Source organism: Candidatus Pelagibacter sp. HIMB1506 (assembly GCF_052047935.1).
Taxonomy (GTDB): domain Bacteria; phylum Pseudomonadota; class Alphaproteobacteria; order Pelagibacterales; family Pelagibacteraceae; genus Pelagibacter.
Window position 1 is genome coordinate 265,284 of the sequence record NZ_JBNAIS010000001.1, and the last position, 23,485, is coordinate 288,768.

Below are 23,485 nucleotides of genomic sequence, written 5' to 3' on the forward strand. Positions count from 1 at the left end.
GAAACAAATGAAAAATATAACATTACTAGCATTAATTTTATTTTTCTTTGCCAAAATGAGCTTAGCAGGTGAAGTAAATGTTTTTAGTGCAAGACATTACGACTCTGACATTCAGTTGTATGAAAAGTTTACGAACAAAACAGGTATAAAAGTTAACGTAGTTTCAGGCAAAGACAAAGCGTTGCAAAAAAGAATTACTGAAGAAGGAAAAGACTCCAAAGCTGATTTGTATATTACAGCAGATGCTGGAAGACTAGGTGCTTTTGACGAAAAAGGTATGTTTCAGAACTCTATGTCAGCGCAGATCGAAGCTTCAGTGCCAGCAAACTTTAGATCTGATAATTGGACGGGTATCGCTAAAAGAGCAAGAATTATTTATTATTCACCAGAAAGAGTAAGTTTAGAAGATTTAAAAGGGACAACTTATGAAAGTTTGTCAGATCCAAAATGGAAAGGAAAAATTGTAATTAGAAAATCTAATCATATTTACAATCAATCTCTTGTTGCATCATTAATCAAAAATAATGGTAAAGAACAAACTTTAGAATGGGCAAAAAAATTAGTTTCAAATTTTGCAAGAAATCCTAAAGGAAATGATAGAGCTCAAATTTTAGCTGTTGCCGCTGGTGAAGCTGATTTAGCTATAGCAAACACTTATTACTATGCTTTGATGTTATCCGGTCAAAAAGGAGAAGATCAAAAAGAAGCTGCTCAAAAGGTATTACCTTATTTCCCAAATCAAAATGATAGAGGGACACATATGAATATAAGTGGTGGAGGTATTTTAAAAAATTCTCCTAATCCTGAAAATGCAAAAAAATTACTAGAATTTCTTTTAACAAAAGAAGCACAACAACATATAGTAAACAATACATTTGAATACCCAATGATAGATGGTGTTGAACCACACCCTCTTATAAAAAAAATGGGTGAAAATTTTAAACAGGATTTAAAAACAAAAGTTGGAGACTATAAAAAAAATCAGGCTGATGCATTAGAAGTAATGTTGATGTCTGGTTGGAAATAAAAGAGGTTAACACTAAGTACTTTTGGTATAAAGTTTATTACCCTACTTAATACCATTAGTACTTCGTTAAAAATGGGTAATAAAATTAATATTTGGTTTTTGAGCTCTTTGCTCATTTCTATGATAGTTGCAATACCAATTGTAACTGTATTTAGTAGTTTTTTTGAACCAACAAGTGACTATTTATCAATTGTTAAAAATACATTTTTGTATGAATACATTTCTAATTCAATAATTCTTGTAATTGGAGTTTTAATTACAACTTTTGTAATTGGTGTGGGATCTGCTTATTTAGTTTCATTTTACAAATTTCCTGGAGTTAATTTTTTTAAATGGGTTTTAATTTTATCTTTTGCAGTTCCAGCTTATATCTATGCATATTCATTAACTGCTTTTTTTGAAAATTATGGAACAGCTTTTTCAATTATGAAAAGCTTATTCGGTGATGGAAATTATAATTCTTTTTTACCTAAATTTGATGGAATGCTAGGAGCTATAATTTCAATTTCATTTTCACTATTTGGTTATGTTTACGTGTTAACAAGAACTTCATTTCATTATCAGTCTCAAAATTTGCTAGAACTTGGAAAAAACCTAGGTTTTTCAACAAAAAAAACATTTTTTAATATTATTTTACCATCAGCAAGACCAGCAATTATTGCCGGATTATCTTTAGTTGCTATGGAGACTTTATCAGATTTTGGTGCAGTATCTTTTTTTGGGATATCGACTTTAACCACTGGAATTTATGATGCGTGGATATCTTTTGATGATTTGGCTTTAGCAAACAGAATATCTTTTTTTCTTTTAATTTTTATATTTGGATTATTTTTTTTAGAGAATATATCTAGAAAAAAAGCACAGTATCATTCGCCTGCTAAAGGAAATTTTAAAACGAAAACTCTCAAAAAATTAACTGGTTATAAATCTTTAATGGCAATAATATTTTGTTCATTTGTATTTCTTGCAAGTTTTATATTCCCGGTTTTGCAAATGTTGTATTGGACAATTAAATTTCCAAAACATTTTATAGATTTAAATATTGTAGAATTACTGTCAAACACATTGATATTAGTCTTCTTATCAGGCTTCCTTTTAATATTTTTATCTTTCATATCAAATTATGGAAATAGAATTAGCAAAAATAAGTTACTAAACATACTAACAACTTTTTCAATTACTGGTTACGCGATACCAGGCATAATATTAGCTGTTGCCTTCATAACTTTTATTTCTTGGTTTGATGAAAATGTTTTTTATTTTTTTGATATAAAACAAATTTTTATTGGATCTATAATTGGTTTAGTAATTGTTTATTTTGTAAGATTTTATTCTTTAGCTAACAACGGTATTAAATCTGGATATTTAAAAATTAATTATTCAATTGATGAAAGTGCATATCTATTAGGTTATTCAAAATTAAAAACTTTTTTAAATATTCATATCCCTTATCTTAAAAACTCAGTCTTATTAATTGCTATATTGTTATCAATCGAAATAATCAAAGAATTACCAATTACATTAATTATGCGTCCTTTTAATTTTGAAACATTTGCCACTCAAGCCTATATATTTGCTTCACAAGATTTACTAGAAGCTGCTGCCGCACCTTCATTAATACTTATTATGATTGCAAGTATTTTTATATTAATTACATCTAAGTATATGTTTAAAGATAAATAAAATGAGAAATAATTTTTTAGAAATTGAGAATGTTACTTTTGCTGCAAGCTCTAAAAATAAAGTAACCAATGTTTCATTTAATATTGAAAATGAAGGAGACATAGTTTGTTTGTTAGGCCCCTCTGGAATTGGAAAAACTACAATATTAAGAACAATAGCTGGTCTTGAAAAAATTCATTCTGGTAAAATTATTTTAAAAAATAAAATTATTTCATCTAAAGAAAACCATGTTGAACCTGAGGATAGAAATATATCTTTGGCTTTTCAAGACAACTCTCTATTTCCTCACTACAATGTTTTGGAAAATATAAATTTTGGGGCTGAGAGAAATAAAAAAAAGAAGAAAGGTTTAAATTTTAAAGAAATAGTGAAATTTCTTCATTTAGAAAAAATCTTAGAAAAATATCCTCATGAAATTAGTTCTGGAGAAGCTCAAAGAGCCTCTTTAGCCAGATCTTTGTTATCAAATCCTGATTTGTTACTATTAGATGAACCTTTGTCGAATATAGACCAAAGTTTCAAAGAAGAAATACAGGTAAAGTTAAAGCAAATCTTAAAAGACTTAAAAATTACAACAATAATTGTTACACACGACTCTTACGAAGCATTCTATTTAGGTAACAAATGTGGAATTATTTTAGACGGAGAACTCAAACAATTTGATGATCCCTATAATGTTTATCACTTCCCAAATTCTGTTGATGTAGTTAATTTTTTAAACAGAGGAATATTAATTCCAGCAAAAGTTACAGATGAAAATACTTTAGAAAATGATGATTTAGGTACAATTAAAGGTAATTTTACAAAACATTATCCAAAAGGATCTAAAGTCCAGTTATTGTTACAGCCTGAAGATTTAGAACATGATGATAAAAGCAATTTAAAATTAGAAGTGGTAGATAGAAAGTTTAGAGGAACAAATTTTATATATACTCTAAAAACTAGTAGTGATTTGTTAATTCCTGTTTTTGTCCATTCTCACCACGTTCATCAACATGAAATTGACGAAAAATTTGGGATTAAACGACCGATAAATATTGATCACATAGTTTGTTTTTAATAGAACCCAAATAAATGCTTACAAAAAAACAATTATTTACTAGAGGCATGTTGGATATTTCTCCACACATGTTGTCGGTGATTCCATTTGGAATAATTTGTGGAGCTATCGGTGTTGAATTGGGTTTTGACCCATTATTAGTTTATGCGATGTCTATAATAATTTTTGGTGGTGCATCACAAATTGTTTTTTTACAATTACTATCAGGTGGTGCATCTGGATTGGTAGCAGCAACATCTGTCGGTGTTATTAATTCAAGACATCTTTTGTATGGAGCAGTTTTATCAGAGTACCTAGAAAAATTATCATTAATAAAAAAATTATTAATCTCTTATATTATTGTTGATCAAGGTTTTGCAGAATCTAATAAATTTTTTAAAAAAAACAAATCAGAGCAATACTTACATTATCATTTGATTGGTACAGGTTGCACGATGTGGGTTTGTTGGCAAATTGCTACATTGTCAGGGATTATTTTAGGTTCATTTGTTCCAGAGGAACTTGGATTAAAATTTGCAATACCACTTACGTTTATAGCTATCGTAATACAAGATTTAAAAAAAATTGATCACTTAATTGTAATGATTGTGTGTGGATTGAGTTCATTGTTATTTTATGATGCTCCATTTAGATCTTATATAATTATTTCACCTATACTTGCTTTGTTTGTTGCGGCTTTAATATTGAGGTTAAAAAAATAAAATGACCTGGTTATCAATTATTGTTGCAGGAATATTAACTTACTTTACTAGAATGACGATGGTAGCTCTAGTAAGTCGAGACATGTTGGGAGATAAAATAAAAGCTGTGTTAGCTTATGTTCCATCAGCCGTGTTTCCTGCAATAATATTTCCAGGAATTTTTATAAATGACTACGGTCAGTTCATTGAAATGAATGACCCTAAAATATTTGCTGCAATTGTTGCGGTAATTGTTGGTTATTTTTCAAGAAATATAATCGCAACTATTTTGTCTGGTTTAATTTCTTATTGGTTTTTGATATTTATCTAAAATGATCTTTAGACAAATATTCGATAGTGTTTCTAGTACTTATACTTATTTAATTGCATCTGGAAGGGGACGAGAAGCTTTAATAATAGACCCAGTCTTAGAAAAAGTTGATCAGTATATTAATTTGTTAAATCAATTAGATTTAAAATTAGTAAAGGTGATAGATACCCATATTCACGCAGATCATATCTCTGGAATTGCTGAACTAAGAGATAAAACTAATTGTGTAACTGTTATGGGTAATAAAACTCCTGCCGATGTAGTTGCAATGAGAGTATCAGATGAAGAGATAATTAAAATAGATGGAATTGATCTACAAGCTTTATACACTCCTGGCCATACTTCTGAGAGCTTTAGTTTTTTGATGGGTGATAGAGTGTTTACAGGAGATACATTATTAATTAGAGGTACTGGTAGAACAGATTTTCAAAACGGAGATCCTAAAGACTCTTATAATTCAATATTTAACAAATTATTAAAACTACCTGATCAAACTCTAGTTTATCCTGCGCATGATTATAAAGGAGAAATGGTAAGTACTATTATAGAAGAAAGACAATTTAATCCAAGATTACAGGTAAAATCAGTAGAAGAGTACGTGGATATTATGAATAATTTAAATTTACCAGATCCCAAAATGATGGATGTTGCAGTTCCAAGTAATCTTAAGTTGGGCATTGATTTAAACCGCCAAAAAGTAAACAATGGAATTGAGCCAGAGGAGTTTAACAAGATCAAAAAAGAGGAGAATACAGTTCTGATAGATTTAAGAGAGCAAAATGAAATAGATAAAGAAGGTAAATTAGATAACAGTAATATAGTCCCATTTCCTTCCATGCATGATTACATTGAAAAAAATAAAGATAGCTTAAAAAATAAAAAAATTCTTTTTTACTGTGCTCATGGACACAGATCTACTTTGGCAGTTCAAATTTCTAAATCATATAATTTTGGTAACTGCTTTCACTTAATTGGTGGGTTGGAAAAATGGAAAAAAAAAGGATTAGAAATTAAATAATGACAGCATCAACTTTTCATTGGTCTTGTAAACATACTTGGAGAAGAAGCGCAAAGAATACAGCCTGGTGTTTGTTAGGTTGTGCCATTGGAGATTTTGGAACAATTTTATTTTTTCAACTTACACAAATTCCGTTTCCAGTATTAGGAATAATGATACTAGCAATAATAAACGGTTTAATTACAAGTATAATATTAGAAACAATAATCCTAATGAGACAAGGTTTTGTATTTAATAATGCTTTGAAGACAGCTTCTGGAATGAGTTTGATTTCAATGATTAGTATGGAAGTAATGATGAATTTGACTGACTTTGTTTTAACAGGTGGTGCCATTTTAACTTGGTGGGTTATTCCAATTATGCTGATAGTAGGTTTTTTAACTCCATGGCCCTACAATTACTGGAGATTAAAAAAATACGGGATTAACTGTCATTAAATCTTAAATAAATCTTGTTTAAATAATAAAATAAAGACAAAGCTCTCAAAATCATAAATATCGTTAGTGATATCCATACCCCATGATTTGAAATATAATTTGTAAGAACTAAAGAAATTAATAAATATAAAGAAACAGAAAAAAACATAGCATTTCTAATTTCTTTTGTTTGAGAGGCTCCAATAAAAATACCATCAAATTGATAACAAAAAGATGCAAAAAAAGGCAAGATAATCATCCAAATTGAATAATCTAAACTTAAAGATCTTATTAGATCAATATCAGACATCATATAAATCACATTCTTATGTATAAAATAATAAACAACAGAAATACCTAAGCCTGTAACTGAACTTAAAATAAAAGAATTTTTAACAATTGAACTGAATAAATTTTTATCTTTTTTACCCAATGAATAACCAATAATTCCTTCAGTTGAAAATGCGTAAGCGTCTAAAATGAATGCTGATAGAAAGACGAGATTAATTAATATCGCGTTAGCAGCTATATACTCTTCTCCAATTTTTGATCCAAGGTATGTGAACCACAAAAAAGAAAAAGTAAGTAATATAGTTCGAATAAAAATATTAAAATTAATATTAAAAATATTTTTTAATTTATTTAGATCAACAATTTCCCTTAATATAAAATTAATCTTTGTAAGCTTGTTTAAATAAAAAAAAGTATAAATTAAAAAAACAGTAGAGGTAATTATCCCAGAAAAAAGAGTTCCATAAGCAACACCTTTAATGTTTAAATTGTATTGAGTTACGAGAATTATACTCAATATAATATTTAATATTGAGAAAAATCCTACTGCAATACTTGAAATTTTAGTTTTTTGTAATCCAACAAAAAGACCTGTTATAATATAAATAGTAAGTTCGCCTGGAGCTGAATAAATTCTAATTTTAAAATATTCCTCATAAAAAGAAGTAGTTTGTGAATTTAGATCAAATATTTGTAAACTTATCTTAAGAACTAAATTTTGAGCAAAAAATAAGACAATAGAAAGTATAATTACAAATAACAAATTTCTTAAAACAATATTAATAATTTCTTTATAATTTTCAGCTCCATTAGCTTGAGAAACCATACCGACTGTTCCCATTCTTAAAAATCCAAAGCTCCAAAAAATCATTGAAAATAAATTTGCTGCAACAGAGGTTGCAGATAAATAAGAAACATTACCTAAGTTACCCATTAAAGACGTATCAATAATTGCCACTAATGGAATCGCAAGGTTGGCAAAAAAAATTGGAATAGATAATTTTAAGATATATCCAATAGATGATTTTTCCATGTCTGATTATTAATTATTATAATATTTTTTTTAATAAATTTTCTTTAAAGAATAATTTATGAATTATTACGGCACTTACATGTAAAGCAACTAAACCAATAAGTACATAGTTTGATATTATATGAATGTTATAAAATTGATCAGCTAGTTCAAAATTGTCTTTTATTTTTATTTCTTTTAAAAAAATCACTAGAGGTTCACCGTTAAATAGTTTCTTTAAAATTCCTGAAATAGTTATTGATAAGACTGTGATGTATAAAAATAAGTGATTTAGTTTAGCAATAAACCTTTGCCCCATAAAAGTAGCAGGTCCTAACTTTGGAACAGGATTAATCAAATTATTAAGTAATCTAAAAATTATAACGTAAAATATTCCAAGACCAATCAATACATGAATGTTTTCAATAGTTATTCTTTCCTCACCAAAATCTAAACCAACTAAATAAAAGCCAAGAGGAATTTGAATTAAAAGCAAGATTGCACTTAACCAGTGCATTAACTTTGAAATCAGTCCATATTCTGTTAAGGTGTTCTTAACATGCATAACTTATTAAAACATACCAAGAAGATCTTTGGTACAATAATATTATCTTTAATTATGGTGTTTTCTGGCTCATTAGCTAATGCTGAGTTGTCAGTAGAAGATATTATTAAAAGTAGAAAAGCACTATTTAGTAAGAATTATAGTACCGCTAAGAGGGTACAATCTTTTTCTTCAAATGGAGATTTTGATGAAGCGATAGAACTAATGAAAGAAATGAGTGAAAATTACATTACTTTATTAGATCTATTTCCAGAAAATTCTAAAGAAGGATTTAAAACAGAAGCACTAACTATAATTTGGGAAGAAAAAGATGCTTTTAATTCATTAATGCAAAAATCTGCTGATGATATGATTAAACTCACTTCTATTATAGAAGATGCAGATGATATCAGAGGAACTCTAGGAAAATTAATGTGGGCGAATTGTAAGGCCTGTCATTCCAAATATAGAAAACCTCATTAATAAATTCATATACCCATTTTGGTTAATTAAAATTAATTTTGTTTAATTAATTTAAAATCTAAGTAGTTTCTTTTTTTATGGATAAAATTCAATCTCACGCCAAGCTAGTGATTGTTGGCGGTGGTATAATGGGAGTTAGTTTACTCTATCATCTTACAAAAGAAGGATGGAATGATGTTGTATTAATTGAAAAAAGTGAACTTACTTCAGGATCAACTTGGCATGCTGCAGGTCAATGTCCTCATATGTTAACGAGTTTAAATCTTGCAAAAATTCATCTTCATTCAACTAACCTTTATAAGTCACTAGAAAAAGAAACTGCGCAACCAACAGGATTTCATGAAACAGGAAGTTTAAGGTTAGCATATACCAAAGAGGATCTTGAGTGGTTTGATTACACTAAAGGAATTTTAGATATAGCTGGTTCTCCTTGCTCAATTATATCAACAGAGGAAATTCATCAATATCATCCCTTTATAAAGTTAGATGGAATTAAAGGTGCTTTTTTAACTCCAGAAGATGGCTATACAGATCCAACCAGCACAACAAATGCAATGGCTAAAGGTGCAAGAAATGGTGGAGCCAAAATTTATAGAAAAAATAGAGTAACTGATATTGAACAATTACCTTCAGGAGAGTGGAAAGTAATTACTGAAAAGGGTGATATTGTTTGTGAGCATGTTGTTAATGCTGCAGGAAGTTTTTGTCCAGAAGTAGCACAGATGGTTGGTTTAAAAAATGTTCCAAGTATAAATATGATCCATCAATACTTAGTTACAGAAGCACATACTGAAATAGAAAAATTAAGTAAAGAATTGCCAGTTGTGAGAGATCCAGACTCTTCTTCTTATCTAAGACAAGAGGGCAAAGGACTTTTAATTGGTCCTTATGAAAAAGATGTAGCAGCTTGGGCTTTAGATGGAATGGATTGGAAATTTGATATGGAATTGTTAGATCCAGATCTTGATAGAATTGCAGAACACTTAGAAAAAGGAATGGATCGTATTCCACAGTTTAAAGATGTAGGTATTAAAAGAATTATATGTGGTCCTATTACACATACTCCTGATGATAATTTTTTAGCTGGTCCTGCACCTGGACTAAAAAACTTTTGGATGTTTTGTGCAGCAAGTATTGGAATTGCTCATGGAGGGGGAGCTGGAAAATACATGGCTCAGTGGATTGTGCATGGTGACTCAGAAATAAACATGATGGAATTTGAACCAAGAAGATACATGAGCTGGGTTGATAAAAATTATTCAGTTGAAAAATCAAAAGAGCAATATCGAAGAATGTATGTAACTCCAATGCCTAATGATGTTGTAGAGGTTGGAAGACCAATGAAAACAACGCCAATTTACCAAAAGTTGAAAGAAAAAGGTGCTGAATATTTTGATTTATATGGATGGGAAAAACCAGCTTGGTTTAATAAAGATAATACTAAAGAAGAATTAAGTTACAAAAGAAATAATTTATTTCCCATAATTCAAAAAGAATGTCTACATGTTCACAACAATGTAGGCTTGATAGATTTATCAACTTTTTCAAAATATGAAATTACTGGAGAAGATAGTTATAACTTTTTAGAAAGACTTTGTGTTAATAGAGTTCCAAAAAAAGATGGAAGTATTGTTTTAACTCATCTTTTAAATGATATTGGAAGAATTCAAACTGAACTAACTTTAACTAAATTAAAAGATAACCATTATTACGCATTATCAGGTGCAGTATCAGAAATTAGAGATTTGGATTGGCTAAATCAGAATAAAAAAGAAAACGAAAAAGTTGAAATTAAAAATATAACTTTAGACAAAGGTGTAATTGGTATTATAGGACCAAAATCAAGAATGGTTTTACAAAAATTAACAGATACAGATTTAGGAAATGAAAATTTCCCTTGGTTAAAAAGTAAGGAAATAAGTTTAGGTAACATTACTGTAGAAGCTTTAAGAGTAAACTATATGGGTGAACTAGGTTGGGAACTGCATCATGACTTTAATGACATGGAAAAACTATATGAGTTATTAAGTGAAGCTGGTAAGGAATTTGATATTATAGATTTTGGAGCTCATGCAATGAATTCTATGAGGATTGAGAAGGGATACAGAGGTTGGGGGTCAGAATTAACTCCAGAAATTAGCGTAGTTGAAGCAGGCTTGGAAAGGTTTTTTAATATTGAAAAAAAATCTGAATTTAAAGGATCCAAAATTGTATCGAATTTAATAAAAAATGGTCCAAAAATTAAATTAGTTTATATGGAAGTTGATGCTGTAGATGCAGATGCTCATGGAAATGAACCAATTTACTCTAATGGTAATTTAGTGGGTCTCACTACATCAGGGGCTTATGGGTATAGAGTAAACAAAAGTTTAGCCTTTGGATATGTCAAAACTGAATTTGCTAAAGTTGGAAATGAGTTTTTGATTAAAATCCAAGGAAAAGATGTTAAATCAAAAGTTATTGATGGACCTGCTTTTGATGTAAATAACGACAGGCTAAAGTCTTAAAATAAACAATGCTTCCAGTATCAGTAACAGATCATATAGAGGAATACGTTTCTCAAGAGATATATGTTCAGGTTGCAATAATTAAGGGTAAAGAAAAAATTTCTACAGATTCAGCAATCAAAAAATATTTTATTAGTAATCATTTTAAAGAATTAAGTTTAGGAAAACCTTATGATCATTTTATTGATGGTTTAAGAGACAAATGTTTAGGCAAATTAAAAAATTCTCCTATGAGAAACACAGAAACTGATGATGAAACAATTATAATGTTACAAAAAAAATTAAATGAATTAAGTGAAGTAGAATTAGAGGATACTTACTGGGAAATTGAAACTGAAGAATTTTTTTCAGGTGAACAAATTAAAGAGTTAGAAAAAGATCGAGATATGTTAATTACAAAATTAAACTCAACAGATGAAAACGAAGTTGTAAAAACAATTTTTAACTTTTGTGAAATTTATGAAAAGTTATGTGAAAAAAAATATCCTGAAGCACCACTTCCGCTAGAAATATTAAAGTCTAAAAATTAATTTTTTTAAGGGTTCGCTCTTTAGTTGATACCTAAAGAGCTCCCTTTTTATTGCCTCTTTGGCATTAAATCCAAACGGATTTTATTATTTTAAGTTTTTTTATATCTAACGATCTTCAGCTAAGTATCAGGTGGTAGCAATTTTAACATAAACCTCCTTCATATAAAAAGGTAATTATATCAAAATTATTTTCAATAAATTTATTTGCATTTAGTGCAAATATATAAGTTGAATACAACCTACTGCTTTAGTAGATTCCCGATATCTTATTTAACTTCCTTCAATTATTTTTTATTAATTAATTCACTAATAAAGTTTTCTCCATAACCATCATCAACAGCTTTTTGAAAATAATTTTTATTTAGTTCAGCAACTTTTTCAGCTTCAGGAAAATCTTTTAAAAGATCCTGAATGTAAGTTAAATCTTTAACAGAGTTACTTGCAGTAAATTTAAATCCTGTGTAATCACCTTTAAGTAAATTATCAAAAACTCTGTTCAGAGCCGCAGAGTTTCCAGATCCTAGTTTTGCAACATCAAATACTTTTTTTAGATCTAATCCTAATCCAGTAGCACATTTTGCTAAATGATTTACTAATGCTCCATTTCCTAAAGATAAAAAGTTATTTAAAAGTTTTGATTTTGCACCCATACCTACTGGACCAAAATGAAAATAATCCTTACAAAATATATTAAAATAAGGCTCTGCTATTTTAAAATTCTCATCTGACGCCCCAACTATACCACCCAAAACACCTTCTTCTGCTTGAACAGGTCCTCCCATTACTGGACATTCAACGTAGTTGATATTATTTGATTTAAAAATTGCCTCAGTTTCAATAGAGCCCGTTTTATTGTGAGTAGTAATATCAATTACAATTGTTTTATTGCTTAAGATATTTGATAATTTTTCTGAAATAGATTTCGCAATAGGTGTATTGGTAACACACATAAACAAAGCATCTAAATTTTTAGATGCAAAATCTTCAAAAGATTTAACTTCTTTAGCTCCCTCACTTACTATCTTTTCAATAGGTTTACGATTTTTGTTAGCAATTACAAAAAGATTATTTTTGTGCTTAATGATGTTTTTAGCAATTCCATAACCCATATAACCAACACCAATAAAACCAATATTTTTCATCAAACCTCCAATTTTAAGTTTTTTTACCTTCAGTTCTTATAAATAATAAACCAAATATTATTACACCCACAACACCCACAATCTTATTTATATCAAATGGTACACCAAAAATGAAAAAATTAAAAATTGTAGACCAAACTAATTGAGAATATTGAAAATTAGTTACAAAAGATAAATTTGATAATTGAATTGCATAAATAATTAAAGAGTGGCTTACAAAGCCTGCAAAACCAAGTAGCGCTAAGTATAACCAAAAAATATTATTACTTAATGGTTCCCATTTAAAAAAAATATAAATACTAAATATTATTGCTCCCAAAATAGAAGTATAAAATATTGCTGCAAATGGATCGTTATCACTTGATACTACTTTTGTAAAAAATTGGTAAAGCGCCCAACATATAGGTGGAACGATTGGAAAAATTAAATCTACACTAAATATTTTCATGCTAGGACTTAAAGAATAAACAATTGAACTAAAACTAAGGAGCATCAAAAGAATTCCTTTAAAAGTCAAAATATCTTTTAAAAAATAAGCAGAAAGTAAAGCAACGATTAATGGGGCTGTAAAGAAAACTACATAAATATCTACTAGGTCAAACTTTTGAAGAGAAAAAAACATAAACGTTGTAGCTGTCACCATTAATGTTGATCTAATTATTTGAACTTTGAAATTTTTTTTTAAGTTTACTTTTGGCTTAAAAATTAAAAAAAACACAATTAAAGATACTAGATGAAAAAAAAATCTTCCCCATATAGCCTGTGGAATAGGCATGACTGTACCTAGGTATTTTGCACTAGAATCCATACAAACAAACATAAAGAAACCACCTGCAGCTAATAAAATTACGTTTAATAAAGATGTTTGATTTTGCACTTTAGGAAATTTTTTACATTACAACGCCTACTTGCCAAGGATTAAACTCCTCGTCACCGTAGCCATTGATTTCACTTTTTGATTTATTTCCTGATGCAGTATTTACTACTAATTCAAATATTTTTTGACCAACTTCCTCAACTTTTTCTTTTCCTTCAGCTATTGTTCCGCAATTAATATCCATATCTTCTGACATTCTTTCAAACATTGCTGAATTAGTTGAGAGCTTTAAACTTGGAACTGGCTTACATCCAAAACAAGATCCTCTTCCAGTTGTAAAACAAATTACATTTGCGCCTGATGCAACTTGCCCTGTAACAGATACTGGATCATATCCAGGTGAATCCATAAAATTGAAACCTTTATTTTTTAAAGGTTCAGCATAATTCAATACGTCTTGTAAAATTGAGTTTCCACCTTTAGCAACTGCTCCTAAAGATTTTTCTAAAATAGTTGTAAGTCCACCTTTTTTATTTCCTGGTGCGGGGTTATTATCCATAGAACTATTATTTATCGATGTATAATGTCTCCACCATTCAATTCTTTTAATTAATTTATCTGCAGTTTGTTGTGAATTAGCTCTATTAATTAATAAATGTTCTGCTCCATATATTTCTGGTGTTTCAGATAATATTGAGCTTCCACCTTTTTTAACTAAAATATCTGCAGCAACTCCCAATGCAGGATTTGCTGTAATTCCTGAATAACCATCAGATCCTCCACACTGTAAGGCTAAAGTTAAATGACTAACAGGCTGAGATGTTCTTTGAACATTATTTGCTTCAGATAATAGGTTTTTTATTTGAGATAATACTTTATCAACAATTTTTTTAGTTCCACCTTCATCTTGGATAGTTAAGAAGTGAATTCTATTGTGCTTTTTAAGAGACTCATCAAATAAACTTACCTGGGCACACTCACAACCTAAACCAATAACAAAAACATGAGAAAAATTTGGATGATTTTTAAAACCATCAATCGTTCTTTGAAAAATTTGCATTCCTTCACTTTCAGTATTCATCCCACATCCTGTTGAGTGAGTAATTGGCACAATTCCATCTATATTTGGATAATCTTTTAAAATTTCTGAATACTTTATTTTTTCAACAATCATTTTTGTAACTGTTGCAGAGCAATTAACGGTACTAACTATTCCAATATAATTTCTTGTAGCTACTTGGCCGTTATCTCTTAATATTCCATTGAAAAAAGTATCTGCTTTTTCGTCAACATTGTGTGATTTATCAGTTACTTTGAAATCTCTTTTAAATTCTCTAAATTCTAAATTATGAGAGTGAACATGCTCTCCTGGTTTAATATCATTTAAAGCAAATCCAATAATTTGATCATATTTGATAATAGGATCACCTTTTTTAATCTCTTTTAAACATACTTTGTGACCAAAAGGGATTGGATCCAACGTACTTATATTATGTCCTTCAATTTTTGTTTTTTCTGGTATGATAAATTGACTTACGCCAACATTGTCATTGCCATTTAAAACTATTAGATTATTCATAAATTTATTATATAACCAATAACTTAAACAAACCATTATATTAATTATGCCTAAAAAAAGAAAAAAGAGTTTCCGAAGTCAACAGTGGTTCAATAATCCAAAAAACCCTGACATGACGGCTTTATATTTAGAAAGGTACTTAAATTATGGTCTTACAAGAAAAGAATTACAATCTGGAAATCCAATTATAGGTATTGCTCAATCAGGCAGTGATCTTTCTCCATGTAACAGACATTTTATGTCTTTGACTAAAAGAATTAAAGATGGGATCAGAAGAGCTGGAGGAATTCCTATGGAATTTCCAACTCATCCTATTCAGGAAACCGGAAAAAGACCAACAGCTATGTTGGATAGAAATTTATCTTATTTATCTTTGGTAGAAGTTTTGTATGGTTATCCAATAGATGGAGTTATTTTAACTACAGGATGTGATAAAACTACTCCTGCAGCCTTAATGGCAGCAGCCACAGTTAATATTCCTGCAATAGTTCTTTCAGGTGGTCCAATGTTAGATGGAGTTTACAAAGGAAAACTTGCTGGATCTGGATTAGTAGTTTGGGAAGCTAGAAAAATGTTAGCTAAGGGAGAAATTAAATACGAAGAATTTATGGATATGGTTGCATCTTCTGCACCAAGTGCTGGTCATTGCAATACTATGGGAACAGCATCTTCAATGAATTCAGTTGCAGAAGCTTTAGGCATGTCTCTACCCGGAGGAGCTGTAATTCCCGCACCTTACAGAGAAAGAGAACAGATTTCATATGAAACTGGAAAAAGAATTGTCGGAATGGTTCATGAAGATTTAACACCATCAAAAATTATGACACGTAAAGCATTTGAAAATGCAGTAGTGGTTGCAAGTGCAATAGGTGGATCAAGTAACTGCACAACACATTTAAGTGCAATAGCTAAACACATGGGAATTAAGTTTGATTTATCTGATTGGCAAAAATTAGGTCATAATATTCCTTTGCTAGTAAACTGCCAGCCAGCTGGTGAATATTTAATGGAAAGTTTTCACAGAGCAGGTGCAATTCCAGCTGTTATGAAAGAATTAATTAAGAATAAAAAAATTCATACCAATATAAAGACTGTAACTGGAAAAACAGTAGGTGAAAATTTGAAAAAGAAAATTGATGTAGATAGCAAAGTAATCAAAACATTTAAAAATGCTCTAACAGAAAAAGCTGGGTTTTTAGTTATGAGAAGCAATTTCTTCTCATCTGCAATAATGAAAACATCAGTAATTAGTAAAGAATTTAGAGATCAATATTTATCAAACCCTAAACACCCTAATGCTTTTGAGTGTAAGGCGATAGTTTTTGAAGGTCCTGAAGATTACCATAAAAGACTTAATGATAAGAAATTAAAAATTGATGAGAACTCAATACTAATTGTTAGAGGATGTGGTCCAGTAGGTTACCCTGGTTCTGCAGAAGTTGTGAACATGCAACCACCTGACAGATTGTTAAAAAAAGGTATCAGACATCTTCCTACTTTAGGAGATGGAAGACAAAGTGGAACATCTGAAAGTCCTTCAATACTTCATGTATCTCCAGAGTCTGCAGTTGGAGGAGATTTAGGAATAGTTAAAACAGGTGACAAAATTAAAATTGATTTAAATAAAAGAAGAGTTGATTTACTAATTTCTCAACCTGAATTTAAGAAGCGAAGAAAAAATAGAAAGAAATTTAAAGCAAATAATCAAACTCCTTGGCAAGAAATATTCAGAAATACAGTAGGTCAATTAGATGATGGTGCTTGTATTAATTCTAGAGGAAAATATTTGGATATATCTCATACAAAAGGTTTACCTAGAGACTCTCATTAAATGAAACCAAAGATATTAGTTTCTAGAAAAATTTCAGATTTAGCAGAAGAAAAATTAAGTAAAGAATTTGATGTAACATTAAATCCAAAAGATGAGCCAATTCCAGAAAGTGAATTAATTAAGATAATAAATGACTATGATGGGATGATTTCTACAGGATTTGATAAAATTGGAGAAAATTTTTTCAATAATCTAAATGGTAAATTAAAAATCATTGCTCAGGTAGGAGTAGGTTACGATAATATTTCTATTAACTCAGCTTTAGAAAAAAAAATAAAAGTTACCAATACACCAAATGTATTAAACGAAGCTGTTGCAGAGCTAACTATTCTTTTAATATTAGCTGCCTCAAGAAGAATTGGCGAAGCTTATAATTTAGTTAGAACTGATAATTGGAAAAATCAAAAACCTGACTTAACTAAATTTATGATTGGTAACTCAGTTACTGGCAAAACTTTAGGTATTATTGGTATGGGACGAATAGGAAGAATGGCTGCTAAAAGTGCAAAAGCATTTGGAATGAAAATAATTTATTATAATAGAAATAAGTTGTCTGCAGATTTAGAAGATGGTGCAAAATATTATTCAGATTTAAATTCGATGTTACCAAATTGTGATTTTGTAAGCATACACACACCAGCTACCGCAGAAACAAAATATATTCTTAATAAAGATACAATAAGTTTATTACCAAAACATGCAGTTGTCATAAACACATCAAGAGGTTCAACAATTGATGACGATGCATTGATTGATGCACTAGAAAATAAAAAAATTTATGCAGCCGGTTTAGATGTTTTCAACAATGAACCAAATTTAGATAACAGATATTTAAAACTAGATAACTGTTTTGTTCTTCCTCATGTAGGTAGTGCGACACATGAAACACGTCTTGCAATGAGCATGATGGCGGTAGACAATATCTATTGTTTTTTTAATGAAAAACCTTTGATTTCAGAAGTAGTTTAGAGCAATTCTAACCTATGTGTTTATAAAATATATATAATTTCTATATATAATAATTAAACCGATTTAATTGAAATAGAAAATCATTTATGATTAACTTTCGAAAAAACATAAACGAGAGGAAGATAATGTTTAAATTAATATCTAAAACTTTAGCAGCGGTGGCTATGGTTTCAGTTGCTTTATTTGGCTCTGCAAATGCAAAGACTTTAAAGATTGAAACTCACTTTACTGCTAGCTCACCAAATGGTGAAGTTGCGGCTCAGTTCGCAAAAAATGTAGAAAAGTTTTCTGGTGGAAGCTTGAAAATTGAAATGTTCTACTCATCTTCAGTAACAGGTAAATCTGCTGAGGTATTTAACTCTGCACAAACTGGAATTATCGATTGTGATATGACTGGTGCTGGTTACCAAACTGGTAAAAATGCAGCGTTCCAATTCGCAGGTGATGTAATGGGTGGATACGATAACCCATACCAACAATATGAATTCTTGAACTACCCAGGTGCTCAAGATGCTGTTGATGCATTATACAACAAATATGGAATGACTTTAATTGGTTGGTGGATACCAGGACATGAGTCTTTAATATCTAGCAGACCAATTCCAGATGTTGCTTCATTGAAAGACTTTAAATTTAGATCACCTCCAGGAATGGAAAGTATGATCTTTACAACTTTAGGCGCTAAGCCAATCGTTATGGACTTTGGTGAAGTTCCTACAGCTTTACAAACTGGTCTAATCGATGGTGCTGACTATTCATCTTTAGCAACTAACTATGCTGGTGGACACTATGAGCAAAACAAATATGCTACATACCCAGGTTTCCACTCTATGCCGGCTGACCACTTAGCTTGTAACACAAAAGTATGGAACAAGTTAAAGCCACATGAGCAAGGTGCTATGAAAGCTGGAATAGAAATTGCTGGAAGAACTATTACTAGTCTAGTTGAGAGAAAAAACGCTGAAGCTGTTAAAGCTTTAAATGAAATGGGCGTTACTCTTCATGACTGGTCTAGAGAAGATAGACTTAAATTCAGAACAGCTGCACTTGCTGCTTGGGAAGAATGGAAGACTAAATCTCCAGAAGCTGCGGCTTTAATCGAAATACACAAAGCTTACATGAAAGCTAATGGTATTATGTAATAAATAAATTTTGAAGGGCCTGAAAAGGCCCTTCGAATAAAATCTAAAATTTTTACTCAATGATAGATAAAGAGTTACAAGAACAAAACGAAAAAGTAGCGAGTAAAGATGATTTTCCAATTAATTGGATTGATAGAGTTTCCTTATTTTTAAGTCACACAATAAAATATCTAATTCCTGTAATTGTAATTGTGATGATGTATGAAATTTTTATGCGATATGTTTTATTTAAGCCAACTTTATGGGCAAATGAGTTATGTTTGTGGCTTGCAGGTGTTTGCTATTTGGTTGGTGGAATATATGCAACAAGATTAAGAAGCCATATTAGAATAGTTTTACTTTACGACTGGGTGGGAAGACCAACTCAAAGAATTTTTGACTTAATTAGTACTATTATTATTGTACTTTTTGCTACAGCAGTAATTTATGGTGGATGGGAAGATGCACACAGATCTTTCACTACCTGGGAAAGATTTGCAACTTATTGGGATCCTCCAATTCCAGCTACAATGAAACCACTTACACTTTTATGTGTATTTCTTATAGCAGTTCAATCTGTAAATAACCTAATCATTGATTGGAGAAATCCAAAAGAGAAACAATACGACCCTTCTAAAGAATTAAAGTAAGATGGAATTTGAAATAGGAACACTCTCGATAATATTAATAGTTGGATTATTAGCACTTATATCTATTGGTGTTCCGATGGGATTTGCATCAGGTTTCATGGGTGCAGTACTAGTATTTTTATACATAGGTGAGCATGCATTAGGAATATTGCTTTCAAGGTATTACTCACTGGTTGTTACTTATTCATTTTTATCAGTACCTTTGTTTATCTTTATGGCCTCCTTGCTCGAACGCTCTAATATTGCACGAGATCTTTATGATGCATTAAACGCTTGGTTAAGAAAAACTAGAGGTGGAGTAGGTGTAGTTACTGCAATCATGGCAACCATCATGGCTGCAATGAGTGGAATTATTGGAGGAGAAATAGTTTTATTAGGATTAATTGCATTACCACAAATGTTAAGACTTAAATATGATCAAGACATGTCTATTGGTATTATTTGTGCATCTGGATCTTTAGGAACAATGATACCTCCATCAATTGTTTTAATTATTTATGGATTAACAACAGAGACTTCTATTACGATGTTATTCCAAGAAGCAATTGTTCCAGGTTTAATGATCTCAGGTTTAATTATTACATACATTCTTATTAGAACAAGATTACAGCCTCATTTAGCTCCATTAAGTGATGAGCCGGCTTTAACTTTAAAAGAAAAAATGTCTTACCTTCCAGGTCTACTTCCACCAATTGGAATTGTAATTATTGTATTAGGTTCAATTTATTCTGGAATGACTGGTATTACTGAGGCAGCAGGAATGGGTGTTGTTGCTACTTTAATTATTATTTTTGCAAGAAAAGAACTGACATGGTTTTTATTTAAGGATGCATTAACAAGAACTTTCAAAGCATCTGGAACTATTTTGACAATTACATTTGGTGCAACAGTTTTAGCGGGAGCTTATTCTCTTGCTGGTGGCCCAAAATACGTTGCAGAAACAATTTTAGCTTATGATTTAAAACCAATGTATTTAATTTTTATGATGCAGATTATGTTTTTAATCATGGGAGCATTTATGGATTGGGTTGGAATTGTATTGTTAGCAATGCCAGTATTTTTACCTATAGTACTTGCACTTGGTTTTGATCCGATTTGGTTTGGAATATTATTCTGTGTAAATATGCAGGTTTCATTTTTAAGTCCACCATTTGGACCCGCCGCTTTCTATTTAAAATCGGTTGCTCCTCCACACATATCTTTAACAGATATCTTTAGAGGTTTTGCTCCATTTATAGTAATTCAGTTAATTGTATTAGCATGTGTTATGTTCTTCCCTGAAGTAATGACACAAAATTTCCACGAGTTTAAACCTAAACCATGATAACAATTGGATTTATTGGAACAGGCCTAATGGGCCTACCAATGGCTAAAAATATATTAAAATCTGGATTTAAATTAAAAGCTTTTAATAGATCAATAGAAAAAGCAGAACCACTAAAAGAGTTTGGTGCAGAAATTTCAAAAACAATAAGCGATGTAGTTAAGGATAGTGATTTTGTCATTACCATGTTAACTGATGATAGTGCTGTAGATGCAATAACTTCTAGTTCAGATTTTTTAGACAACTTAAAATCAGGATCAACAGTTATAGATATGAGCTCTGTAAAACCCACGACAGCAGCAAAACATGGAACTAATTTAAAATCAAAAAATGTAAATTATTTAGATGCACCAGTTTCAGGAGGAACAATCGGAGCAGAAGAAGCTTCACTAGCTATCATGGTTGGCGGTGAACAAAGTATTTTTGATAAATCTGAAAAAATTTTAAAAGCAATGGGAAACCCAACATTAGTTGGACCTGTTGGAAGTGGACAGGTATCAAAACTAGCAAATCAAATTGTTGTTGGAGTTACAATAGGAGCTGTTGCAGAAGCCATAACATTATGTGAAAAGGCTGGAGCAGATCCAAATAAATTAATCAAAGCTCTTTCTGGTGGATGGGCTGATAGTAAAATACTTCAAACACATGGAAAAAGGATGATTGATAAAGATTTTAGTCCTAAGGGTAAGACCTATACTCATTTGAAAGATATGAATAATATTTTAGAATGTGCAAATTCTTATAACACTCATTTACCTATTTCAAATTTAGTTAAAGAAATGTATAAGACTTTAGTTGATAATGGTCATGGTAACACTGATCACAGTTCACTTTATAACGAGATTGAAAGGATAAATAAAAAATGAGCGGAAGACTTAATGGAAAACAAATTGTTGTAACAGCAGCAGGACAAGGAATTGGAAAAGCAACAGCAATTGCATTTCATAAAGAAGGAGCTCATGTAACAGCTACAGATTTAAACGATAAAACTTTAGCAGAATTAAATAAAGAATATCCAGATATTAAAGTTACCAAATTAGACTCAACTGATAACAACGCTATCTTAGAATTTACTAAAACTCTTAATAAAGTAGATGTATTATTTAATGCAGTTGGATTTGTTCATCATGGAACAATTCTTGAATGTGATGAAAAAGATTGGGATTTCTCATCAAATGTAAATGTGAAATCAATGTATTTTATGTGTAAGGCGATATTACCACTAATGGTAAAACAAAAAGGTGGAAGTATAATTAATGTGTCTTCATGTGCTTCAAGCTTAAAAGGTTTTCCAAACAGATTTGTCTATGGAACAACAAAGGGTGCTGTCATTGGTTTAACTAAAGCAATTGCAGCAGATTTTGTAAAACAAAATATCAGATGTAATTCAATTGCTCCTGGAACAGTTTTCTCACCATCTTGGCAAGACAGAGTAAACCAGAGCCCAGATCCAGTTCAGGCAAAAAAAGATTTTATTGCAAGACAACCAATGGGAAGATTAGGAACTGCAGAAGAGATTGCTGCAGTTGCAGTTTATCTCGCAAGTGATGATGCAACATTTACAACAGGAACTACAATTTCTGTTGATGGTGGAATTTCAATATAATTTAATAACAGAAGGACAATTATGAAATTATTAAGAGTAGGTCAAAAAGGACAAGAAAAACCAGCGGCTTTAGACAATGATGGTAAAATTAGAGATATCAGTTCACATATTTCAGATTTAAATCCTGATCATTTAAATTTTGAAACTATTTCAAAATTACAAAGTGCTGATTTAGCAAGTCTTCCAGAGATATCTTCAAGTGAAAGAATTGGTTCATGTATTACAAAACCAGGAAAATTTATTGCAATTGGTTTAAACTTTTCAGATCACGCTGCTGAAACAGGAGCAGAAGTTCCATCTGAGCCAATTACTTTTATGAAAGCAACAAGTTGTATCAATGGTCCTAACGATGATATCGAAATTGTGTCTGGTTCAAAAAAATTAGACTGGGAAGTAGAATTAGGAATTGTAATTGGAAAACATACAAAACATATTCCAGAAGCTCAATCACAAGATCACATTTTAGGATATTGTTTAGTAAACGATATTAGTGAAAGAGAATGGCAAATAGAAAAAATGGGTCAATGGGTTAAAGGAAAATCTCATGACACGTATGGACCAATTGGACCTTATTTAGTAACTAAAGATGAAATTGCTGACATCAACAATTTAAAAATGAGTTTAGATGTTAACGGTCAAAGAATGCAGACTGGAAATACTAATACAATGATCTTTAATGTTAACGTTATTGTATCTTATTTAAGTAAATTCATGTCATTACAGCCGGGTGATATTATTACAACTGGTACGCCTCCAGGAGTTGGTATGGGAATGAAACCACAACAATTCTTAAAAGCTGGTGATACAATGAGATTATCAATTGAAAATTTAGGAGAGCAAAACTCTAAAGTAGTTGCTTTATAA

23 protein-coding genes are annotated in these 23,485 nt (G+C 30.4%); 18 read left to right on the forward strand and 5 right to left on the reverse strand.

Annotation, left to right across the window (positions count from 1 at the left end):
* Positions 1-7: 7 nt before the first annotated feature.
* From ACTTA8_RS01350 to ACTTA8_RS01380, 7 genes are all read left to right on the forward strand, one after another.
* Positions 8-1,027 carry an extracellular solute-binding protein gene (locus ACTTA8_RS01350; protein WP_440653921.1) on the forward strand — a complete coding sequence of 340 codons (1,020 nt, stop codon included), beginning with the start codon at positions 8-10 and terminating at the stop codon, positions 1,025-1,027.
* A gap of 72 nt (positions 1,028-1,099) precedes the next feature.
* Positions 1,100-2,710 carry an ABC transporter permease gene (locus tag ACTTA8_RS01355; protein WP_440653923.1) on the forward strand — a complete coding sequence of 537 codons (1,611 nt, stop codon included), beginning with the start codon at positions 1,100-1,102 and terminating at the stop codon, positions 2,708-2,710.
* A gap of 1 nt (position 2,711) precedes the next feature.
* Entirely contained in the window at positions 2,712-3,770 is a 1,059-nt protein-coding gene (locus ACTTA8_RS01360; protein ID WP_440653925.1) for an ABC transporter ATP-binding protein, read from the forward strand.
* A gap of 14 nt (positions 3,771-3,784) precedes the next feature.
* A complete protein-coding gene (locus tag ACTTA8_RS01365) occupies positions 3,785-4,471 on the forward strand; it encodes an AzlC family ABC transporter permease (protein WP_440647618.1) in 687 nt (228 codons plus the stop codon).
* Between the two features lies 1 nt (position 4,472).
* The gene (locus tag ACTTA8_RS01370; RefSeq protein WP_440647620.1) at positions 4,473-4,781 is read left to right on the forward strand and encodes an AzlD domain-containing protein; all 309 of its coding nucleotides are present in this window, start codon (positions 4,473-4,475) and stop codon (positions 4,779-4,781) included.
* 1 nt (position 4,782) lies between these two features.
* Complete coding sequence (locus tag ACTTA8_RS01375) at positions 4,783-5,799, forward strand: MBL fold metallo-hydrolase (RefSeq protein ID WP_440614157.1); 1,017 nt, start codon at positions 4,783-4,785, stop codon at positions 5,797-5,799.
* Complete coding sequence (locus ACTTA8_RS01380; RefSeq protein ID WP_262590461.1) at positions 5,799-6,236, forward strand: DUF4396 domain-containing protein; 438 nt, start codon at positions 5,799-5,801, stop codon at positions 6,234-6,236. Before ACTTA8_RS01375 ends, ACTTA8_RS01380 begins: the two co-directional genes overlap by 1 nt.
* Here ACTTA8_RS01380 and ACTTA8_RS01385 read toward each other — a convergent pair.
* Together ACTTA8_RS01385 and ACTTA8_RS01390 are read right to left on the reverse strand one after the other, a co-directional pair.
* On the reverse strand, positions 6,223-7,539 hold the full coding sequence (locus tag ACTTA8_RS01385; protein WP_440653926.1) for an MATE family efflux transporter: 1,317 nt from the start codon (positions 7,537-7,539) through the stop codon (positions 6,223-6,225). The genes ACTTA8_RS01380 and ACTTA8_RS01385 overlap by 14 nt on opposite strands.
* Before the next feature lie 16 nt (positions 7,540-7,555).
* Complete coding sequence (locus ACTTA8_RS01390) at positions 7,556-8,083, reverse strand: cytochrome b (RefSeq protein ID WP_440614159.1); 528 nt, start codon at positions 8,081-8,083, stop codon at positions 7,556-7,558.
* On the opposite strand from ACTTA8_RS01390, the gene ACTTA8_RS01395 reads away from it, so the two are divergent.
* The 3 genes from ACTTA8_RS01395 to ACTTA8_RS01405 all read left to right on the forward strand — a co-directional run bounded on the left by ACTTA8_RS01395 (position 8,078) and on the right by ACTTA8_RS01405 (position 11,582).
* Positions 8,078-8,545 carry a c-type cytochrome gene (locus ACTTA8_RS01395; protein WP_440653927.1) on the forward strand — a complete coding sequence of 156 codons (468 nt, stop codon included), beginning with the start codon at positions 8,078-8,080 and terminating at the stop codon, positions 8,543-8,545. The genes ACTTA8_RS01390 and ACTTA8_RS01395 overlap by 6 nt on opposite strands.
* Positions 8,546-8,622: 77 nt before the next feature.
* The gene (locus ACTTA8_RS01400) at positions 8,623-11,052 is read left to right on the forward strand and encodes an FAD-dependent oxidoreductase (RefSeq protein ID WP_440653928.1); all 2,430 of its coding nucleotides are present in this window, start codon (positions 8,623-8,625) and stop codon (positions 11,050-11,052) included.
* A gap of 8 nt (positions 11,053-11,060) precedes the next feature.
* The gene (locus tag ACTTA8_RS01405; RefSeq protein WP_440653930.1) at positions 11,061-11,582 is read left to right on the forward strand and encodes a hypothetical protein; all 522 of its coding nucleotides are present in this window, start codon (positions 11,061-11,063) and stop codon (positions 11,580-11,582) included.
* Positions 11,583-11,866: 284 nt separating this feature from the next.
* Here ACTTA8_RS01405 and ACTTA8_RS01410 read toward each other — a convergent pair whose 3' ends face one another.
* Genes ACTTA8_RS01410 through ACTTA8_RS01420 form a run of 3 tightly spaced genes read right to left on the reverse strand, consistent with a single transcriptional unit; the run spans position 11,867 to position 15,120 of the window.
* Positions 11,867-12,724: an NAD(P)-dependent oxidoreductase gene (locus tag ACTTA8_RS01410; RefSeq protein ID WP_440614163.1), complete on the reverse strand. Its 858-nt coding sequence runs from the start codon at positions 12,722-12,724 to the stop codon at positions 11,867-11,869.
* A 13-nt stretch (positions 12,725-12,737) separates the two neighbouring features.
* On the reverse strand, positions 12,738-13,601 hold the full coding sequence (locus ACTTA8_RS01415; protein WP_440614164.1) for a DMT family transporter: 864 nt from the start codon (positions 13,599-13,601) through the stop codon (positions 12,738-12,740).
* A 13-nt stretch (positions 13,602-13,614) separates the two neighbouring features.
* Positions 13,615-15,120 carry a UxaA family hydrolase gene (locus tag ACTTA8_RS01420; RefSeq protein WP_440618227.1) on the reverse strand — a complete coding sequence of 502 codons (1,506 nt, stop codon included), beginning with the start codon at positions 15,118-15,120 and terminating at the stop codon, positions 13,615-13,617.
* 46 nt (positions 15,121-15,166) lie between these two features.
* On the opposite strand from ACTTA8_RS01420, the gene ACTTA8_RS01425 reads away from it, so the two are divergent.
* The 8 genes from ACTTA8_RS01425 (at position 15,167) to ACTTA8_RS01460 (ending at position 23,485) form a co-directional block, all read left to right on the forward strand.
* Positions 15,167-16,951: an IlvD/Edd family dehydratase gene (locus tag ACTTA8_RS01425; protein WP_440653932.1), complete on the forward strand. Its 1,785-nt coding sequence runs from the start codon at positions 15,167-15,169 to the stop codon at positions 16,949-16,951.
* Positions 16,952-17,920: a 2-hydroxyacid dehydrogenase gene (locus tag ACTTA8_RS01430; RefSeq protein WP_440618229.1), complete on the forward strand. Its 969-nt coding sequence runs from the start codon at positions 16,952-16,954 to the stop codon at positions 17,918-17,920. It begins immediately after the preceding gene.
* Between the two features lie 125 nt (positions 17,921-18,045).
* Positions 18,046-19,062, forward strand: coding sequence for a TRAP transporter substrate-binding protein DctP (gene dctP, locus ACTTA8_RS01435; protein ID WP_262590472.1), 1,017 nt, complete (start codon positions 18,046-18,048; stop codon positions 19,060-19,062).
* Between the two features lie 59 nt (positions 19,063-19,121).
* Positions 19,122-19,691 (forward strand): TRAP transporter small permease subunit, encoded by a 570-nt coding sequence (locus tag ACTTA8_RS01440; protein ID WP_262590473.1) that lies wholly within the window; start codon positions 19,122-19,124, stop codon positions 19,689-19,691.
* A 1-nt stretch (position 19,692) separates the two neighbouring features.
* On the forward strand, positions 19,693-21,015 hold the full coding sequence (locus ACTTA8_RS01445; protein ID WP_440653934.1) for a TRAP transporter large permease: 1,323 nt from the start codon (positions 19,693-19,695) through the stop codon (positions 21,013-21,015).
* Positions 21,012-21,881, forward strand: a complete 870-nt coding sequence (locus ACTTA8_RS01450) for an NAD(P)-dependent oxidoreductase (RefSeq protein WP_440653936.1) — start codon at positions 21,012-21,014, stop codon at positions 21,879-21,881. The genes ACTTA8_RS01445 and ACTTA8_RS01450 overlap by 4 nt, the downstream gene beginning before the upstream one ends.
* Positions 21,878-22,621 (forward strand): SDR family oxidoreductase, encoded by a 744-nt coding sequence (locus ACTTA8_RS01455; protein ID WP_440653937.1) that lies wholly within the window; start codon positions 21,878-21,880, stop codon positions 22,619-22,621. Before ACTTA8_RS01450 ends, ACTTA8_RS01455 begins: the two co-directional genes overlap by 4 nt.
* 21 nt (positions 22,622-22,642) lie before the next feature.
* Positions 22,643-23,485, forward strand: a complete 843-nt coding sequence (locus tag ACTTA8_RS01460) for a fumarylacetoacetate hydrolase family protein (RefSeq protein ID WP_440653939.1) — start codon at positions 22,643-22,645, stop codon at positions 23,483-23,485.

Coding starts and splice junctions, on each gene's coding strand:
- ACTTA8_RS01350 (WP_440653921.1), top strand. CDS start 8: ATGAAAAATATAACATTACTAGCATTAATTTTATTTTTCTTTGCCAAA.
- ACTTA8_RS01355 (WP_440653923.1), top strand. CDS start 1,100: ATGGGTAATAAAATTAATATTTGGTTTTTGAGCTCTTTGCTCATTTCT.
- ACTTA8_RS01360 (WP_440653925.1), top strand. CDS start 2,712: ATGAGAAATAATTTTTTAGAAATTGAGAATGTTACTTTTGCTGCAAGC.
- ACTTA8_RS01365 (WP_440647618.1), top strand. CDS start 3,785: ATGCTTACAAAAAAACAATTATTTACTAGAGGCATGTTGGATATTTCT.
- ACTTA8_RS01370 (WP_440647620.1), top strand. CDS start 4,473: ATGACCTGGTTATCAATTATTGTTGCAGGAATATTAACTTACTTTACT.
- ACTTA8_RS01375 (WP_440614157.1), top strand. CDS start 4,783: ATGATCTTTAGACAAATATTCGATAGTGTTTCTAGTACTTATACTTAT.
- ACTTA8_RS01380 (WP_262590461.1), top strand. CDS start 5,799: ATGACAGCATCAACTTTTCATTGGTCTTGTAAACATACTTGGAGAAGA.
- ACTTA8_RS01385 (WP_440653926.1), bottom strand. CDS start 7,539: ATGGAAAAATCATCTATTGGATATATCTTAAAATTATCTATTCCAATT.
- ACTTA8_RS01395 (WP_440653927.1), top strand. CDS start 8,078: ATGCATAACTTATTAAAACATACCAAGAAGATCTTTGGTACAATAATA.
- ACTTA8_RS01390 (WP_440614159.1), bottom strand. CDS start 8,083: ATGCATGTTAAGAACACCTTAACAGAATATGGACTGATTTCAAAGTTA.
- ACTTA8_RS01400 (WP_440653928.1), top strand. CDS start 8,623: ATGGATAAAATTCAATCTCACGCCAAGCTAGTGATTGTTGGCGGTGGT.
- ACTTA8_RS01405 (WP_440653930.1), top strand. CDS start 11,061: ATGCTTCCAGTATCAGTAACAGATCATATAGAGGAATACGTTTCTCAA.
- ACTTA8_RS01410 (WP_440614163.1), bottom strand. CDS start 12,724: ATGAAAAATATTGGTTTTATTGGTGTTGGTTATATGGGTTATGGAATT.
- ACTTA8_RS01420 (WP_440618227.1), bottom strand. CDS start 15,120: ATGAATAATCTAATAGTTTTAAATGGCAATGACAATGTTGGCGTAAGT.
- ACTTA8_RS01425 (WP_440653932.1), top strand. CDS start 15,167: ATGCCTAAAAAAAGAAAAAAGAGTTTCCGAAGTCAACAGTGGTTCAAT.
- ACTTA8_RS01430 (WP_440618229.1), top strand. CDS start 16,952: ATGAAACCAAAGATATTAGTTTCTAGAAAAATTTCAGATTTAGCAGAA.
- dctP (WP_262590472.1), top strand. CDS start 18,046: ATGTTTAAATTAATATCTAAAACTTTAGCAGCGGTGGCTATGGTTTCA.
- ACTTA8_RS01440 (WP_262590473.1), top strand. CDS start 19,122: ATGATAGATAAAGAGTTACAAGAACAAAACGAAAAAGTAGCGAGTAAA.
- ACTTA8_RS01445 (WP_440653934.1), top strand. CDS start 19,693: ATGGAATTTGAAATAGGAACACTCTCGATAATATTAATAGTTGGATTA.
- ACTTA8_RS01450 (WP_440653936.1), top strand. CDS start 21,012: ATGATAACAATTGGATTTATTGGAACAGGCCTAATGGGCCTACCAATG.
- ACTTA8_RS01455 (WP_440653937.1), top strand. CDS start 21,878: ATGAGCGGAAGACTTAATGGAAAACAAATTGTTGTAACAGCAGCAGGA.
- ACTTA8_RS01460 (WP_440653939.1), top strand. CDS start 22,643: ATGAAATTATTAAGAGTAGGTCAAAAAGGACAAGAAAAACCAGCGGCT.